This window comes from Rossellomorea vietnamensis (assembly GCF_008180415.1).
GTDB classification, from domain to species: domain Bacteria; phylum Bacillota; class Bacilli; order Bacillales; family Bacillaceae_B; genus Rossellomorea; species Rossellomorea vietnamensis_C.
This window is the reverse complement of record NZ_VTEI01000002.1, coordinates 465937-482245: the sequence shown is the minus strand read 5'-3', so window position 1 is coordinate 482245 and position 16309 is coordinate 465937. Positions and strand designations below refer to the sequence as shown.

Genomic DNA, 16309 nt, shown 5'->3' with positions numbered 1-16309 from the left:
GAAACCTATTCTGTCTATGTTAAACTATAGATAATTATGACGGAGAAAGGGGTCAAGATCATGAGGATCAAATCCATAGAACCAACGCCAAGCCCAAATACAATGAAAATCATTTTAGATGAAGAAATGGCTGGCGGCAAAAGCAATAACTATAAAAAAGAGGATGCGGATTCTGCACCTAAGAGAATTAAAGATATCCTGGAGATTGAAGGAATTAAAGGCGTCTATCATGTTGCCGACTTCCTGGCTGTTGAAAGAAATGCTAAATTTGACTGGCAGGAGCTTCTTCCCCGAGTAAGAAAAGCATTTGGAGAAGAATCAGAAGCTCATAATGAAGCATTGCAAGCTGATGAGCATTTTGGGGAAGTCGCTGTCAGTGTACAGGAATTCAAAGGAATTCCCATGCAGGTGAAGCTTTCAACTGATTCGGAGGAAAAACGCTTTTCCATGCCGGAACAGTTCGTTAAAGCTGTAAGCGATGCACAAATGGAAGGAGATAATGTGGTTCTCCTTAGAAAATGGAAAGACCAGGGCGCCCGCTATGGTGAACTGGAAGAAATCGGGGAAAGCGTGGTGGAAGAGCTTCTTGCAGCTTACCCCCAAGACCGTCTGCACTCACTAGTTAAAAGAGCACAGAATCCGGAAAGTAAAGATGAGAAGCAAAGTAAAGGCGGAAAGAAAGTGACCGTTGAAGATTTTAATGCACCTGATTGGCAGACACGGTATCAGCTTTTAGATAGCATAAAGGATCCTGAGCTGGAAGACTTGCCGCTTCTTGAGAAAGCATTGAATGATGAAAAAGCTTCCATCCGCAGGCTGGCTGTCGTATATGTAGGAATGATCGAGGACAAAATGGTGCTTCCTTTATTATATAAAGGGTTGAAAGACAAGACCGTGACAGTCAGAAGAACCGCAGGAGACTGCCTCTCAGACCTCGGTTTTAAAGAGGCAATGAATGAAATGGCGGACGCCCTTCAGGATAAAAATAAGCTTGTGCGGTGGCGTGCGGCCATGTTCCTATATGAAGCAGGAGATGAAAGCATACTGCCTGCTTTGAAAGCTGCCGAAGATGATCCCGAATTTGAAGTCAAGCTTCAGGTCAGAATGGCTATTGAAAGAATCGAGGGCGGAGAGGCTGCCAAGGGTTCTGTGTGGAAGCAGATGACAGAAGCACGAAAGCAGTAAAAGGCTCGCTGCCCACCAAAAATGATATTTATTTCATGGTACAAATTGTGTAAAAGCATACACATGAGAAGTAAGAGTAGACAGATCAGCTCAATAGTTAAAGGGAAAGAAAAAGTAAAAGGAGATGGATAAGCATGTCAATGGCATATGAAGAATATATGAAGCAAGTAGTCAAGCCGATGAGGTCAGAATTAACACAAGCAGGATTCAAGGAATTAATAACAGCAGCAGAAGTGGAGCAGACAATGGAACAATCTGAAGGAATTTCATTGATTGTCGTGAATTCTGTCTGTGGATGTGCAGCGGGGCTGGCACGACCGGCGGCCACTCAATCTGTATTGAACAGCGAAAAACAGCCTGATCAGCTGCTTACCGTCTTTGCCGGCCAGGATAAGGAAGCAACGGCGAAGATGCGCGAATACTTTACAGGATATGAGCCTTCATCTCCATCAATGGCTGTCATGAAGGGCAAGGAAGTTATCCACTTCATCCCCCGCGACAATATTGAGGATCACTCTATTGGAGAAATCATGTCTGAAATCCAAACCGGGCTTGAAAAAACACAGAAATAAACGCAATGAATCCAGGAGGAAGGAATGTATAATTCCTTTTGCCTGGATTTTCTATTATGGCCTAAAGGAAAGGTGGAAGCAGCTTTGTTGGTTACAACGGCAGGCAGAACAACTAACGAAATGATTCGAAAAGCGAAAAAAACGGCAGATGAATTGAACCTCTCTTACATCAATAGAGAAAAGAAAACAGTAAAATGGCTGAGGGAGAAATATGAAGAGGATATCTTAGTCGTTGGAAAGGAGCGTATGGAATTATTTTCACTGAATTCTGACCAGCCCTTTTTCTTTCATCCCAATTCAGCTTCCTTCCGCATGAAAAGAATCCTAAAGGGAGAAAGTGATACTTTTGCAGAAGCCGCAGGATTAAGGAAGGGAATGAGTTTCCTCGACTGCACCTTGGGCATGGGTTCTGACAGTATCATTGCAAGTCACACGGTCGGGACGGAAGGAGAAGTTAAAGGAATTGAAGCGAGCCTGCCAATTTCATACTTGGTTAAACATGGTTTAAAAGTGTGGGATTCTGGAGTCATTGAGATGGATGCGGCAATGAAGAGAATTGAAGTCGTGCATAGCATGGCAATCGACTGTTTGAAGTCATTGGAGGATAACAGCTTTGATGTAGTTTATTTTGATCCAATGTTTGAGGAGCCAATTGAAGACTCAGCTGGTATCAGTACACTGCGCAAATGGGCGGTATATCAGCGGATCGATAAAGAGACAGTCAGAGAGGCAGAAAGAGTTGCAAAAGGCAGAGTCATCCTTAAGGAACACTACAACTCACCACTGTTTGAGGAACTAGGATTTTATGTGAGGAAACGTCCGTCTGCCAAGTTTCAGTATGGAATTATCTCCGTTCATGGATAACGGGATCTGCTCCCTTGAGCAAACCCCGTTATCGTTTAAGTATTTTGATCAATCCGTTATAGTCAGGGTAATAAAATAAAACAGTAAAAGCAAGAAACCGATGCTCACCATAATTTCAACGTTCATGGATACTCCTCCTCTTTACAAGTTCTTTTAATATAGTACCATATTCCTCATTTAATATCCTTCATAAAATTTTCGAAACCTTTTTGACCATTCATCCGTCTATATATGTATAATGGAAAAAGAGAGATACATATAGAAAGGAAGAATCTCCGTGTCTAATTGGATGAGAAAATCATTTGTAGTATTAATATCCATTTTAACATTTGGGCTGGTTACTCCCTCACAGGCATTTCTTAATGAGAATGAAACCCTTACTAAAACCAATACGAAAGCCGCTTCAAGTATACATAGCCAAACTGAGGTAACCGAAACTGCAGAAGAATCCGTTGTTGATCATGAGGTCTTTGTCCAAAAGATGTTAACTGAAGCAGAACACCAGGCTTATATTAAATTTGGCAGCAAAATCAAGCCGGTGATTGAAAATGAATTCCAAAGTGTCATTCTGCCAAAAATCCAAACCGCTATTGAAGAAACGACAGAGCAATTTCCTGAAAGTGAACTTTCACACTTAACCATTTCGGAAGTACCTGCTTATGCGAAAAGCGAAAAGATTTTTCATATTTATGATGAACGAAGCGGTGAAGATATCATCCGTTTTCATGTAAGAAGAGACCATCCTCCTTTAGAAGGTTACTATTTTAACTTTCATTATCATACCAAGCATGATAATTTCCAGGAGCATCACACTTTGGGGGATATATACTGGGATAAAAATGTACCTCCCCAGTGGAGCAGTCTATCATAGAGTCACGGTTAACAAGGACGTGAAGACGTTCTTGTTTTTTTGTGGGAAATTCATTGAATGAGTTAAGATAAACTCTCATTACCTGCTAAATTTTATAAAGACACTATATGAATCATTGCTTTTCATTATTGTGAAAACCAACTATTTCATCCAAATACTATTTATAGTGATTGTATATAGTGTGATTTTTCAATAATCTTACAGAGAAATATTATTGTAATATATGTTATGATAGATACATAGTCCACTAATCGGTTAAGAAGCCTCATGCGATAGAAAGGGTGACAACAGGTATGTATCAGAAACTTTCAATACTTGTCGCTGCTGTCTTTGCAGGAGTCTTTTTTATTTTGCAGAATTCCTCCGCAGATTATCCCGGGTTATTACTCGAAAAGGCCCCCATAACAAAAGACATCGAACTGAATTCAGAAGTTCTTGAAGAAATCATTCTCCTTCCCGAGGAACCATTTGATGAATCCGAAGCCAGGCAGATTATTTACCGCCTTGACCATCTACCCACAAGGCTACTTCATTCTGTTCAAACAGAAGGAATCATGATCCGTCTGTTTCAAGATAAATTAACTAGTTTCCCCACAACTCAACACTTGAAAGGAGTCACTCCGAGAGGGTACACTAATACAGAAAGAACCTGGGATGAGGTGCCGGGTATAGGAGGATCAAAGCTGGTTCTCGTGAAAATCGGGCACAGCGAAAAAGGGTCCGGCCACGGATCCATTAATCTTGAACTCCATGAACTGGCACACAGCATCAATCGTTACGTGCTTGATGATCTTTACTATAAAATGAAGTTCACTGCTATTTGGAAACAGGAAGCCCATTTTCTATTTCCAGAAGAAGATTATTTCCTGAATTATGAAGAGGAATACTTCGCAGAGGCCTTTGCGATGTACTTTCTGAACTTGAAAACCAATGAGGAGCTGGAAGAAAAAGCTCCGGCGACACACCAATTTTTCACAGAATTGGAATCCATGTAAAAGGGGTACGACATGAAACAATATCTAGAGCTTTGCGAATATGTATTGAACAACGGGACTGAGAAAGGAGACAGGACCGGGACAGGAACAGTGAGCACTTTCGGGTATCAGATGCGCTTTGATCTCAGTGAAGGCTTTCCGATGCTCACGACAAAAAAGCTGCACCTGAAGTCAATCATTCACGAACTTCTCTGGTTTCTCAATGGCGATACCAATGTGAAATACCTTCAAGATAACGGTGTTCGTATTTGGAATGAATGGGCGGATGAAACAGGCGACCTTGGTCCAGTATATGGTAAGCAATGGCGCTCATGGGAAGGTGCCGGGGGAGAAACGATCGACCAGATATCCGAGCTGGTGCAAAACATCAAGGATAACCCCGATTCCAGAAGATTGATTGTGAATGCCTGGAATGTTGGTGAAATTGAGAAGATGGCCCTGCCGCCCTGCCATTGCTTGTTTCAATTCTATGTGGCAGACGGGAAGTTATCCTGCCAGTTATACCAGCGATCGGCAGATGTTTTTTTGGGCGTTCCATTTAATATTGCCTCCTATGCACTGCTGACCATGATGGTAGCTAATGTATGTGATTTAGAGCCGGGAGAGTTTATCCATACCTTCGGGGATGTGCATATTTATCAAAATCATATGGAACAGGTCAAACTTCAATTATCGCGAGAGCCCCGCGCTCTTCCAACCATACGTATTAATAAAGATGTCAAAGATATTTTCAGCTACAGCTTCGATGATTTCACTTTAGAAAATTATGATCCCCATCCTCATATTAAAGGAGTGGTAAGTGTATGATTTCATTCGTATGGGCAATGGATAAAAATGGTGTAATCGGCTATGAAAATAAGCTTCCGTGGAGACTGCCGGAGGATTTGAAGTTCTTTAAAGAAACAACAATGGGCCATCCAATCGTGATGGGACGTAAGACGTTTGAATCAATCGGAAGGCCGCTTCCGGGAAGAGAAAACATCATCCTCACGAGAGATGCATCATATGAAGCAGAAGGCTGCATTGTCTATCATGATATAAAAGAAGTCCTCCATCATGCTGAAGAAATGGAAGTCGAGGTCATGGTGACAGGCGGAGCGGAGATATTTGAAAAATTCATCCCCTACGCGGACAAGCTGTATGTGACAAGAATTTATGAAACCTTCGAAGGGGATACCTACTTCCCTGATCTCAATTGGGATGAGTATGAATTGATCTCCACTAAGCAGGGAGTACAAAACGAGCAAAATCCCTATCATTATGTGTTTGAAGTATACAAGAAGAAATAATAAAAAAGAGCCGGCAGACGTTAGAGTCTGCCGGCTCTTTTTAAATGTTTTTTTCTGAACAAGCCTTGCGAAAACAGCCTTTTTATAACAAATCTTTACCCTGCCTATTAACTGACATGAGCAAGTGTGCCCATCTATCAACTCAGCTCTTTCCCCGCAATAACATTTTTAAAAAAATGCATACTCCAAATCCTATGAAAAAAAGAAGTCATGCACTATGAAAAAGATATTTTCGCATATATTGTTGTTTTCGGATATCCCCTTCGTAACATGGGTATTTCTTCGGAGTTAGTATTAAATAGCAACAAAGTTTACGAAAAGAGCCTAAAAAAAGATATAATAACAGAGAGAAAATCAGAAAGGGGTTTACCATGTTTCGTTTTTTGTATGTGCTATCATTTATGGCTTTATATTTGATTTATAGTGTGCCCAATCTTGTGAAAATGAAAAATATCAGCGATTCATTTCCTATTGAGGAGAAAGATAGAAAGAGACATGCCATGGCTAAAAGGTGGGCCAGAGGGATCATTAAGAGGACCGGCACTGCGGTGGAGGTATCCGGGGAAGGCAATATTCCGGATGGCCCTGTACTGTTCATCTCCAACCATGAGGGCGATTTCGATATTCCTGTACTTTTAGGGTATGTAGATAAGCCATTCGGATTCATGTCGAAAATCGAGGTGAAAAAAGTACCGATCATCAGTGGCTGGATGGAAGTCCTGAATTGTGTCTTTGTTGATAGAAAGAATAAAAGGCAGTCCGTCCTTTCCTTAAGGGAGTGTACTGCCAAACTGAAGGACGGCCATTCTCTGGTGATTTTTCCGGAGGGAACTCGGAATAAAGGCAGAGGCATTGGCGAGTTTAAAACTGGTGCATTCAGAATTGCCCTTGACGCAGGTGTGCCGGTAGTCCCCATTTATATAAGCGGCACTGCCGATATTTATGAAAATCAGAAGAGAGGGCTTAAACCAGCTTCTGTTCGTATTAATATCCTGCCAGCCCTTCCGCTTATTGACTACCACGGCAAAACGCCAAGGGATATGGCAGACTTCTTAAAAGAAATCATTGAAACCGGCAGGATCAACAAAGCTTCATAAAATGTTTCATGTCTCTCATCTGAAAATAATTTTTTCTCAGTGTGTTCAGGATGGTTTAGTCTAATGGCAGCCGGGAATATAGACACTGTAGCAATCAATAAAAAGGAGATGAGACAGAATGGAACACAACACTAATACTAATGACAGTAAAGTAGGCAGCAAAGTAGAAGGCAAACTTTCAAACATGTCAGAGGATAAAAAAGAAGACATTCTAGACAACTTCGAAAGCTTCAAATCCTATTTGGGCGACAAAGTAGATAAGGCTGACAAATTAGGCTTAAATGAAGAGCAGAAAGCAAAAGCAGCTCAAAAAGTTGGAGATTATCTAGCAAAGCATGAAGAGCCGAAAAACCGCGAAGAAAAACTTTTATATGAACTATGGAGAGCCGGTAATAAAGAAGAGCAGCATATGCTTTCCCATATGCTTGTAAAACTGGTATCCTAATGCAGATTAAATGAGTAAAAAAAGACCCTGCTGGATGGCTGCTGCCGTCCTGCAGGGTCTTTTTTATAGAAATCAATCTAACTATTAAACGTAAAGCAATACACACAAAAACATAAAAGTGCTTCCTGCCAATACGAATAAATGCCAGATCGCATGGTTGTAAGGAAGCTTGTTCCATACGTAAAAAACTGCTCCGATGGAATAAAAGATTCCGCCTGTCAAAAGAAGCAAAAACCCAGTAGGGCTGAGGATTTCGTATAGCGGCTTGACGGCAATGATTATCATCCATCCCATGAGAAGGTAAACTATGGTCGAAATTATTTGATAGCGGTCTACAAAATAACACTTGAAGACAACCCCCGCTATAGCCAATCCCCATATGATCCCAAAAATCGTCCATCCCAAAGAGGTGCGGAAGCTGACTAACATAAATGGAGTATAGGTTCCGGCAATCAGCAGATATATAGCTGAATGGTCCAGGATGGCGAACAATTTTTTTATTGGTGAGGGTTTAAAGCTGTGAAGTAATGTTGAAAACAAATACAGAAGCAGCATGGAAACCCCGAAAATCGTATAACTTACAATATGCCAAGCAGTCCCTTTTTCAACTGCAGCCAAAATCAGCAGCACAAGAGCCGGGATGCTCAGGAGAAACCCGATACCGTGTGTCACAGCGTTCGCAATTTCTTCTTTCCAGTTTGTATAATCAAAGGCCAACCGATTTGTACCTCCTTTTTTTATCCTGTTTTCATCATAATATGGCGGAGGCGGTATGGCAAATGAAAGATATTGTTAGATGCTTAGCTTCTGTAAGAACTTTTAAATAAAAGAGTTTTTGAATGGCTCTTTACGTATAGTTTGTTGCTATTTCATATGATCTTCGTAAGATAGGGCCCCTTAATAGGAAAAATTCTGAAATAAAAAGTAAATGAGCAGATTATATATGGGAAGAACAGTTCTTTTCTTGATGTTTGATATGAATTTAAATAAGGCGCTTCTTATGGGGTTTAAATAGTTCCAAAGTTTGTGCAAAGAGCTGGATAAAGAACGCCCGTGACTTTAATGAAGATTCGCCTTAATCCATTGAATCGCTTTTTGGTATTCAATGGAGGAGGTGAAGCTGCCGGGCTCCAAATTCTCCTGATACCAGGCTAAAAGATCTTCAGGATCATTAAAAATCTCTCCGCTTGTATCACTCTTTCTGATTGTATAGATACCGTTATCCGGATCAATTGTTACGATAACAGGAATTTCGCTGTCCACAGCATTAAGTTTGTAATCCATCAGTAAGAAACCTCCATTGCTTTTATTAGGTTTGCTCCAAAAAGTCTTATATAATATATGTCATAATTTAAAATACATACAAGAGGGAGGCGGCAGCCATGTGTGGACGGTTCACATTGACAATGTCTTATGAAGAGCTTGTCGAAAAATTTCTTATAGATGAATGGGTCTATGAATGGGGACCTCGCTTCAATGTTGCTCCATCGCAGGCGGTCCTATCCTTGATTATAGGTAAAGGACAGCGGATGGCGGGTCCGATTCGATGGGGACTTATCCCATCTTGGGTAAAAGATCAAAGCAAGTGGAAGCCCCTTATCAATGCCAGAAGTGAAACGCTGGAAGAAAAATCAAGCTTCAAGCACCTGCTGAACAAAAGGAGAACGGCGATTCTAGCGGACAGCTTCTATGAGTGGAAGAGAAAGGACGGAGAAAAGCAGCCCTATCGCTTTATGATGAAGGATAAGGAACCGTTTGCTTTTGCCGGCTTGTGGGATAAGCAGGCAAACGACAATTCTGCAGCATTTTCTTCGACCATTATCACGACCTCTGCCAATGATCTTGTACAGCCGGTGCATGACCGGATGCCTGTCATACTAAAGGGAGAGGAAAGCATCAAGAAATGGATTTCTACAGCAGACTACACCTTCAATGATGTGAAGGAGCTGCTTGTGCCTTTTCCTTCGGAGTTCATGACAAAGTATAAAGTGTCACAAGAAGTCAATTCTACGAGGAATGATTTTGAAGCCTGTGTAAAACCATTGGAGAATTTGTCATAAGAAAATTTAAAAATTACGATAACATCTCATCTGTCAGCAACGATTATAAGGTATAATATAAGTATAAACGGGTGAAAAAGAGGATTGATATTTTGTTACTGAAAAGCCTTGAGTTCAAAAATAGTTATGGACAGAAGGTAAAGATTTTAGACATTCCAGTGTTGGCCAATGATAACCCGCTCTATTTTAAAGTCAATATGCGGCTTCAATTGTTCCTGTCAGATATTAATCAGGGAACCGGGAAAAAGGTTTTCAGTTTCCGTGATTATTTAAAAAGGCATTTGAAGTGGCCGGAATACCAAAGTATCTATCATGCCGTAGAATTAAAAAATAATGCGTAGCCCTTTAATTTTGAAGCACTCCTCCCGTGATGTGCTTCTTTTTTTGCGTGAAAATATCATTTTTATAGGGGAGGATTCGTTAAAAACTGAACAATTCAATAATAGCCGATGTCTGGCGGAATGTCAGAAGAATAACGCCACAATTCACTATAATAACCTGGTAAGCTGGAAAGAAAAGAGCGGCTCTCTCGGTTTAGAGAGAAAACTTTAGTGTCGGAAGAAAAATCCGCTCTTGGGATCTTTCAGTAAGAAGCAATTTATCCAGTCTTTCTCCTGAAGAGGAAATCACCATCCGATTACATAGTAAGAAGTCTTACTGAAATCACCTATTAAAATCACCGTTTCAAAAAAAGAAGCTGCTCATACTGTAAAATGTTTTAAAACGGTTGCATATCAAGGTATAATACAAGCATACACGAGACAAGGATGTGTGGAAATGAAAGACATAAAAATTGTAACGGACTCTACAGTTGATCTCTCAAAAGCAGAAATTGAAACCTACGGCATTCACGTAGTCCCTCTTTCAATATCGATCGAAGGGGAGAATTTTCTTGATCGGGTTGACATCACTCCAAAAGAATTTATGGAGAAGATGAAGCAGTCCAATGAACTTCCCAAAAGCTCGCAGCCCCCTGCAGGAGAATTTGTGAAATTATATGACAAATTGGGCAGCGACGGAAGCACTGTACTTTCTATACATATGACTGGGAATATGAGCGGCACGGTAAGATCTGCTGAAAGTGCAGCTGAGATGAGCTCTGCGAATGTGAAAGTCGTTGATTCCCGTTTTATTTCTAAAGCTCTTGCCTTTCAGGTAATAGAGGCTGCCAAGATGGCGGAGGATGGGAAAAGCCTGGAAAACATTCTGGAAAGACTGGATCAGATTAGAAATGAAACCAATCTATTCGTGGTAGTGGATACTTTGGAGAATCTTGTTAAAGGCGGAAGGATAGGAAAAGGAAGAGCCTTGATCGGGTCTCTCCTGAACATCAAGCCTATTGCCTCACTGGCTGGAGGAGAATATACTCCTGTTGCAAAAGTCAGGAGCCATTCACAGGTGGTTAAATATTTATCAGCCCAATTTGTGGAAGATGTAAAAGGAAAGACAATCCGCGGTGTAGGACTTGTCCATGCAGATGGACTGGATCTCGCTCAGAAGTTGAAGAGCCGGATCACTGAATTAACAGGCTATGAAGCTATCGAAATCGAGGATACGACTCCGATAATCAGCACCCACACAGGTCCTGGTGCGATCGGCTTTATGTATTATACAGATTGAACAAAAAGGAAGGTTCCAATAAGATGGAACCTTCCTTTATTTTAGCAGATAGGAAAGCCTGCGAGGGGGCAGCAGCAGATCAATCGTTCTGCTCAATGTGTATCTGTTACCTCAAAAGATTCCTCATTAAGAAGGCATCGGTGTCGGAGTCGGCTTTGCATATCCTTCTTTATATTTTTCATCAATATAATTTCGGATATCTTTGATGGACTCTCCTTTTTTATGCATCACAATGGATTCGGCAGCAATTTCAAGACAGGCAAGACACCTTGTGCCATGATCATCCCATATGACCTTATCATCCACAATTTCATGGACAAAGCAATTCAGATTATTCATGTGCCCGGCAGACTCTCCACATCCACAGTAGCATGGAATGTATTCCAGTAATTCCGGATTTTGAGCAGCCGAGGCATAGACCAGCTGAATGTTTTCATCTTTATCATCTAAAAAAGACGGCAGCTGTTCTGGTCCTGCTGTCTCTTCTCTTATATCTCCGTTAGCAAGCTCCTCATGGTGATGCTCATGATCCTCTGAAGACGCGGTGTTGTTTTTTTCATTCGGACTGCACCCTGCTATGAATAACATCAGCACTGCCAGACTAACAATATATAAAGCTATCCCTTTTTGCATATTCATCACTTCCTTTATTTAATGTTTTTATCATAACAGCTTGGACCTTTCAGTGGTATATAAGTGTGCAATTGTTACAACTTTGTCACGTGAACTTGTTTTCTAGAGGGATAACTTAGTTATGTGTTAATGCCGATTAGTCACACCCAGCTATATGTCTTTATGGCTTAACATAATCAGTAGGATCTCTGACAAAATTGGAAAAGGCGTTGCAATGCCTTAATCTCAGGATGAGGAGTGGTGATGAGTGGCAAGAAAAAAAGTATTGCTGTTTTCTGATTTCGGAGTGGATGACGTTATAGCCCTTCTCTATGGTTTCTATAGTGAAGAAATCGAGATAGTGGGCATCGTGGCTGATTACGGAAATGTCTCAAAGGAAATCGCTTTAAAAAATGTGGCCTACCTTCAAACGTTGACAGGTGCAGAAAGGCCGGTGATTGGAGGGGCTGTTTCTCCTTTGACAGGGGAGCTGCCGCAATACTTTCCAGAGATACATGGAATAGCGGGACTAGGCCCGATTATTCCTGAAAATCATCATGCAGATGAAACTTTATTAGAAAATTTCTTTGAAGTGAAAACCATCATTACACAATATCAGCATGACATTACCATTTTTTGTGCAGGCAGGCTTACGTCATTGGCTGCTGCTTTTATTCTTTATCCAGAAACGATGAAGCTCGTGAACGATTTTTATCTCATGGGAGGGGCTTTTGGGGTACCCGGAAACATCACCCCTGTAGCAGAAGCTAACATTTACGGAGATCCTTATGCCGCTAATATCGTCTTGCAGTTGTCCCCGAAGCCTGTCTACATTGTACCTTTGGATGTCACTAAGTATGCTCTCTTCACGCCTCAAATGATAAACGATCTGGATAGTTACTTTAAGCAAACAGGTGATAAAGTGGGGGGTATTATTAAACCGCTGGTAGATTATTATCAGAGGTTTTATAAGAAAACATATCCGGAACTAGCTGGGAGTCCGCTGCATGACCTTCTTGCTCTTTGGTCGATTAAGCGTGATTCTGAAATGGAATTTGTGAAGGTTCCTGTGAAAATTGAAGTAAACCTGGGCATTACATTCGGTCAAAGTTCAGGCGATTTCAGGGACAGCACAGAAAAAATAGAGTGGAAATCTCATAACGTTGCTGTCAATTTTAACTACAGCCGTTTCATAAAAGATGTGTTTCAAACGTTTAAAAATCCTCCTGCCCGTTAAAAATTGATGAAAGAAGCCCGGCAGTCCTGCGGGATAGAATGCAGAATGCACTGGGTGCTGCAGGTTTGTGAAAGCAGCGAAGCAAAAAGAGTCGGACTTCAATATATACTCATGATATAATGAAAACAAAAGAGCCTATTCTAAAGTGTTGCTGCCCTAAATAACTATGAGGAAGCATCCTCCTGCTTACTTGAAATATCCTGGTAAGCAAGCCTTGAAAAAGCTTCTTCTTTTTAAGGATCATGGTTATTTTCCTAAGCGGCAATTTTATTCGAATACAGCCACAAAAAGAGAGGAGATCTGTCTTATGAAAAAAATTCTCTTCTCTCTCTTGTTCATTCTACTAGTTATCTCAGGCTGCTCCAGTGAGAATATTGAACCGCATCCGCAAGTCACCCATAGCTTACTGCAGAAGGAACAGCCGCCCGCGGACTTCATACCGAAAGATATTAAGATTGTCTCAATCGGTGATTCCTTGACACAAGGGGTGGGAGACAGCACCAAAAGTGGTGGATATGTTCCATTCTTGCAGTCCGATCTTGAAAGACTTGATTCCATTAAAACAGCTGAATTCACTAATTATGGCGTAAGAGGGAATCGAACCGATCAGTTATTGAAAAGGTTGAAAAGTGAAGAGGTTAGCAGTGCCATCTCAGACTCTGACCTGGTTTTCATTACCATTGGCGGGAATGATGTCATGAAGGTATTTAAGGAAAACCTCTATGATTTAAATCTTGCTGTCTTTAATAAAGAAATGGTTAACTATGCTGACCGCCTCCGAGAAATCCTGACACTTATCCGGCAGTACAACCCTGACGGCGGCATTGTATTGGTCGGTATCTATAACCCTTTCAATACGTGGTTTTCAGAGATTAAAGAGGTTGATGAAATCATCCTGAACTGGAATCTGCTTAGTGAAGAAGTATTGGCTGAATATGATAGGACAGCCTTTGTCAAAATTAATGAAATTTTTATCGAAGGACAGGACAGCCTGCTGTTTGAAGGCGACTACTTTCATCCTAATGATGACGGGTATGAATTAATGGCGGAGAGAATGTTTGAGGAACTGACTGAACGGGAAACGTTAGCAGAGTTGACTCAAAGTGAATTTATTGTCGGGGAAGAGGGGCTTTGATATGAAAAAAAGATGGAAGGCAAGCTTTTTTACTCTCCTGGGACTTAACATTTTGGTGCTTCTGTTCTTTGCCGTTCTGTTGATGGTTCCGATAGAGGATGATGCATTGCCTGAAGAAAGTCTTAATGAGAGAGAGGATGTCGCTTTCCAGATTAGAGCGACCAAGAAGGATTTAAATCAAATGATCGACCATTATATTGAGGATGAATTCACTGCACCTGTGGATTATTCTGTCGTATTGGATGACCAGGTGGTACTAAATGGAGCGGTGCCTGTCTTTACCAGTGAAATAAACTTTAAGATGACATTTGAGCCTAGGGCTTTGGAGAATGGTGATTTACTCCTGAAGCAGGACTCGATTTCGGTGGGAGCCCTGAAGCTGCCTGTAGAGCATGTGTTAAAGATCATACGGGATTCATATGAGTTCCCAGAATGGATAAAAATCCAGCCAAACGAAGAGTTAATATATGTTTCGCTGCAAAACTTGGAAATGAAGAGTGATCTGCAGGTTCGCGCAGAAAAGTTCGACTTGGAGAATGATGATATCGTCTTTAATATGCTGGTTCCGGTAGACTAAATTCTTTATACACAAAAATGATGGGGTGCCGCAGCCCCATTATTTTTTTATGGAGATATCGCAATTACACTCGCTTGGTGACTACTTCAATCATTTGCATCGGAGTTAGAGCAGCTAGATTTTCTCTTGGTGTCATTTTCTTTTTTGTTGGCTCTTTTCGTAAACTTTGTTGCTATTCTATACTAATTCCGAAAAAAACTAACTATATTTTACCTTACTAACCTGGTAATCATGAAAAGAAAAGAGCTGCGTTCCCGATTAGAGAGAAATCCCTTAGTATCCGGGGAAAAATCCGGCTCTTGGGATTTTTCCGAAAGCAACAATATATGCGAAAACAGCCTTTTTGTTAGCAGAAAATCTGCAGCTAGGATGGCGCTAAATGCCGATTGCTCTCAAAACTAATGGGAATAGGGCAGCTAGGATGACTCTAGGTGCCCATTTCACTCAAAACCAGCAGAGTTTGGCCTCCAAGAATCGCAAGGGTGACCTTCTCTCTATATCCCCCCAGCGTTCGGCCAAGAAGAATATCTCTCCTGAGTCTATAAAGCGCTTTTCAAAATTCAGCTTAAAATTTTAATTTGGATTAATATCCTGTTCAGAAGGAAAAAAACGGCTCTTATGTCCATAGTCTGGAATTTCCGAATGTACAACTATAAGAGCACAGTCTAATCGTATATCCGGCCTGAGTTCGCATCACCCCATAACTAACAGTGCATCCAATTCTGGAGAATCATTTAGCAGGCCAACCGCAAAAATAGTATAGGACTGATTAGGCTGTAAAGAAACATTCGGAACACTTAGTACAGCATCCTTGGTGCCGGCGGCTCTCACCTCTAGATTAACAGTCATCGGCGTCAGACCTAGATAATCCGTTGCTTGCTTGAACGAAACCTTCGGAAAGATAACATCTCCTTTGGCAACAGCAATATCGACAGCTGGAGCGTTTGGTGACAAATGGATAAAGCGCACTTTTGTTTCACCGTGAGGAACGAACGGATCCGTTACATATGGAAGAAGCTGCAGTTTGTTTCCTTGCCCGACTGCGGCAAGAGTATAAATATTTCCTGCTTCCACCGTCACTTTTTTGCTGATGACGGTGCTGACGCTTGTGCCGGCAGGGTAGATATCAATATGATATTTTCCGGCAGGAAGCGGCATGAATCCGGTGATGTCTTTGAAAGCAATATCGCTCAAGACTAGATTGCCATTTACATATATATCTACATTCGGTGCATCAGGGACTGCATGAAGGACCCTTACTTGGGCAGGGCGTTCCTGTTGATGGTCTCTCATACTGTGAACCCCTTTTTGCATGTACTTCAAGTGCTTTTGATAATAATGTATGTGCAGCCGGGGATCGGAATATTTAAAATACATGGATAACAAATCATACATGGCAGCTTTCTGAAGATAGGCTTCTCTGTTTGTCATTCATCTCTCTCCTATATTTGAATTTACTTCAATACCCTATGCTCCTTTGGGAAAATTGGTGAAAACACCTAGATTTTATAAAAGAGTTCAATTCATTAACGGCATTTCTACCGTGATAAATTTAAGCTGCAGATGCTCCAAGCCATTGACCTCAATATAGTACTGTGCAACTTAAATAAGGCTTGAGAAGGGAATTGTCTTAATAAATAAGGGCTTTTCTTTCAAATGTTATGGCTGTTTAAAATGATATGGATTTCCGCCCCAGGCGGACGACCCCGAGGGGCTGGGTGCTGGAAATAAAAGACACGCTTGTCCCGCA

General features: G+C 41.2%; 19 protein-coding genes. 15 read left to right on the top strand and 4 right to left on the bottom strand.

Going from position 1 to position 16309, the window contains the following annotated elements:
- Positions 1-60: 60 nt before the first annotated feature.
- The 9 genes from FZC78_RS04965 to FZC78_RS04925 all read left to right on the top strand — a co-directional run bounded on the left by FZC78_RS04965 (position 61) and on the right by FZC78_RS04925 (position 7318).
- Positions 61-1185: a conserved virulence factor C family protein gene (locus FZC78_RS04965; RefSeq protein WP_148938529.1), complete on the top strand. Its 1125-nt coding sequence runs from the start codon at positions 61-63 to the stop codon at positions 1183-1185.
- A gap of 134 nt (positions 1186-1319) precedes the next feature.
- Positions 1320-1757 carry a BrxA/BrxB family bacilliredoxin gene (locus FZC78_RS04960; RefSeq protein ID WP_148938528.1) on the top strand — a complete coding sequence of 146 codons (438 nt, stop codon included), beginning with the start codon at positions 1320-1322 and terminating at the stop codon, positions 1755-1757.
- 24 nt (positions 1758-1781) lie between these two features.
- Positions 1782-2621 (top strand): class I SAM-dependent methyltransferase, encoded by an 840-nt coding sequence (locus tag FZC78_RS04955; RefSeq protein ID WP_252183511.1) that lies wholly within the window; start codon positions 1782-1784, stop codon positions 2619-2621.
- Positions 2622-2898: 277 nt separating this feature from the next.
- Positions 2899-3492: a YpjP family protein gene (locus FZC78_RS04950; protein ID WP_148938527.1), complete on the top strand. Its 594-nt coding sequence runs from the start codon at positions 2899-2901 to the stop codon at positions 3490-3492.
- Between the two features lie 293 nt (positions 3493-3785).
- The gene (locus FZC78_RS04945) at positions 3786-4487 is read left to right on the top strand and encodes an anthrax toxin lethal factor-related metalloendopeptidase (protein ID WP_148938526.1); all 702 of its coding nucleotides are present in this window, start codon (positions 3786-3788) and stop codon (positions 4485-4487) included.
- Positions 4488-4499: 12 nt separating this feature from the next.
- Positions 4500-5294 carry a thymidylate synthase gene (locus FZC78_RS04940; protein WP_148938525.1) on the top strand — a complete coding sequence of 265 codons (795 nt, stop codon included), beginning with the start codon at positions 4500-4502 and terminating at the stop codon, positions 5292-5294.
- Positions 5291-5776, top strand: a complete 486-nt coding sequence (locus FZC78_RS04935; RefSeq protein ID WP_148938524.1) for a dihydrofolate reductase — start codon at positions 5291-5293, stop codon at positions 5774-5776. The genes FZC78_RS04940 and FZC78_RS04935 overlap by 4 nt, the downstream gene beginning before the upstream one ends.
- A gap of 371 nt (positions 5777-6147) precedes the next feature.
- Complete coding sequence (locus FZC78_RS04930) at positions 6148-6873, top strand: lysophospholipid acyltransferase family protein (protein WP_252183510.1); 726 nt, start codon at positions 6148-6150, stop codon at positions 6871-6873.
- Positions 6874-6991: 118 nt separating this feature from the next.
- Positions 6992-7318, top strand: coding sequence for a DUF3243 domain-containing protein (locus FZC78_RS04925; protein ID WP_148938523.1), 327 nt, complete (start codon positions 6992-6994; stop codon positions 7316-7318).
- 84 nt (positions 7319-7402) lie between these two features.
- Here the strand turns inward: FZC78_RS04925 and trhA are convergent, their stop codons facing one another.
- Both trhA and FZC78_RS04915 read right to left on the bottom strand, forming a co-directional pair.
- Positions 7403-8035 carry a PAQR family membrane homeostasis protein TrhA gene (trhA, locus tag FZC78_RS04920; RefSeq protein WP_148938522.1) on the bottom strand — a complete coding sequence of 211 codons (633 nt, stop codon included), beginning with the start codon at positions 8033-8035 and terminating at the stop codon, positions 7403-7405.
- Between the two features lie 342 nt (positions 8036-8377).
- On the bottom strand, positions 8378-8602 hold the full coding sequence (locus FZC78_RS04915; protein WP_148938521.1) for a hypothetical protein: 225 nt from the start codon (positions 8600-8602) through the stop codon (positions 8378-8380).
- A gap of 98 nt (positions 8603-8700) precedes the next feature.
- Here FZC78_RS04915 and FZC78_RS04910 point away from each other — a divergent pair, with 98 nt between their 5' ends.
- The 3 genes from FZC78_RS04910 to FZC78_RS04900 all read left to right on the top strand — a co-directional run bounded on the left by FZC78_RS04910 (position 8701) and on the right by FZC78_RS04900 (position 10998).
- Positions 8701-9378, top strand: a complete 678-nt coding sequence (locus FZC78_RS04910) for an SOS response-associated peptidase (protein WP_148938520.1) — start codon at positions 8701-8703, stop codon at positions 9376-9378.
- 92 nt (positions 9379-9470) lie between these two features.
- A complete protein-coding gene (locus FZC78_RS04905; protein WP_148938519.1) occupies positions 9471-9719 on the top strand; it encodes a DUF2535 family protein in 249 nt (82 codons plus the stop codon).
- A gap of 436 nt (positions 9720-10155) precedes the next feature.
- Positions 10156-10998: a DegV family protein gene (locus tag FZC78_RS04900; RefSeq protein ID WP_148938518.1), complete on the top strand. Its 843-nt coding sequence runs from the start codon at positions 10156-10158 to the stop codon at positions 10996-10998.
- A gap of 126 nt (positions 10999-11124) precedes the next feature.
- Here FZC78_RS04900 and FZC78_RS04895 read toward each other — a convergent pair whose 3' ends face one another.
- A complete protein-coding gene (locus FZC78_RS04895; RefSeq protein WP_286365474.1) occupies positions 11125-11619 on the bottom strand; it encodes a PCYCGC motif-containing (lipo)protein in 495 nt (164 codons plus the stop codon).
- A 259-nt stretch (positions 11620-11878) separates the two neighbouring features.
- Between FZC78_RS04895 and FZC78_RS04890 the strand changes: the two genes are divergently transcribed.
- The 3 genes from FZC78_RS04890 (at position 11879) to FZC78_RS04880 (ending at position 14559) form a co-directional block, all read left to right on the top strand.
- Entirely contained in the window at positions 11879-12847 is a 969-nt protein-coding gene (locus FZC78_RS04890) for a nucleoside hydrolase (protein ID WP_148938516.1), read from the top strand.
- Between the two features lie 307 nt (positions 12848-13154).
- Positions 13155-13982 carry an SGNH/GDSL hydrolase family protein gene (locus FZC78_RS04885; RefSeq protein WP_252183509.1) on the top strand — a complete coding sequence of 276 codons (828 nt, stop codon included), beginning with the start codon at positions 13155-13157 and terminating at the stop codon, positions 13980-13982.
- 1 nt (position 13983) lies between these two features.
- The gene (locus tag FZC78_RS04880; RefSeq protein ID WP_148938515.1) at positions 13984-14559 is read left to right on the top strand and encodes a YpmS family protein; all 576 of its coding nucleotides are present in this window, start codon (positions 13984-13986) and stop codon (positions 14557-14559) included.
- A 693-nt stretch (positions 14560-15252) separates the two neighbouring features.
- Here the strand turns inward: FZC78_RS04880 and FZC78_RS04875 are convergent.
- A complete protein-coding gene (locus FZC78_RS04875) occupies positions 15253-15990 on the bottom strand; it encodes a DUF4397 domain-containing protein (RefSeq protein ID WP_148938514.1) in 738 nt (245 codons plus the stop codon).
- Positions 15991-16309 lie beyond the last annotated feature (319 nt).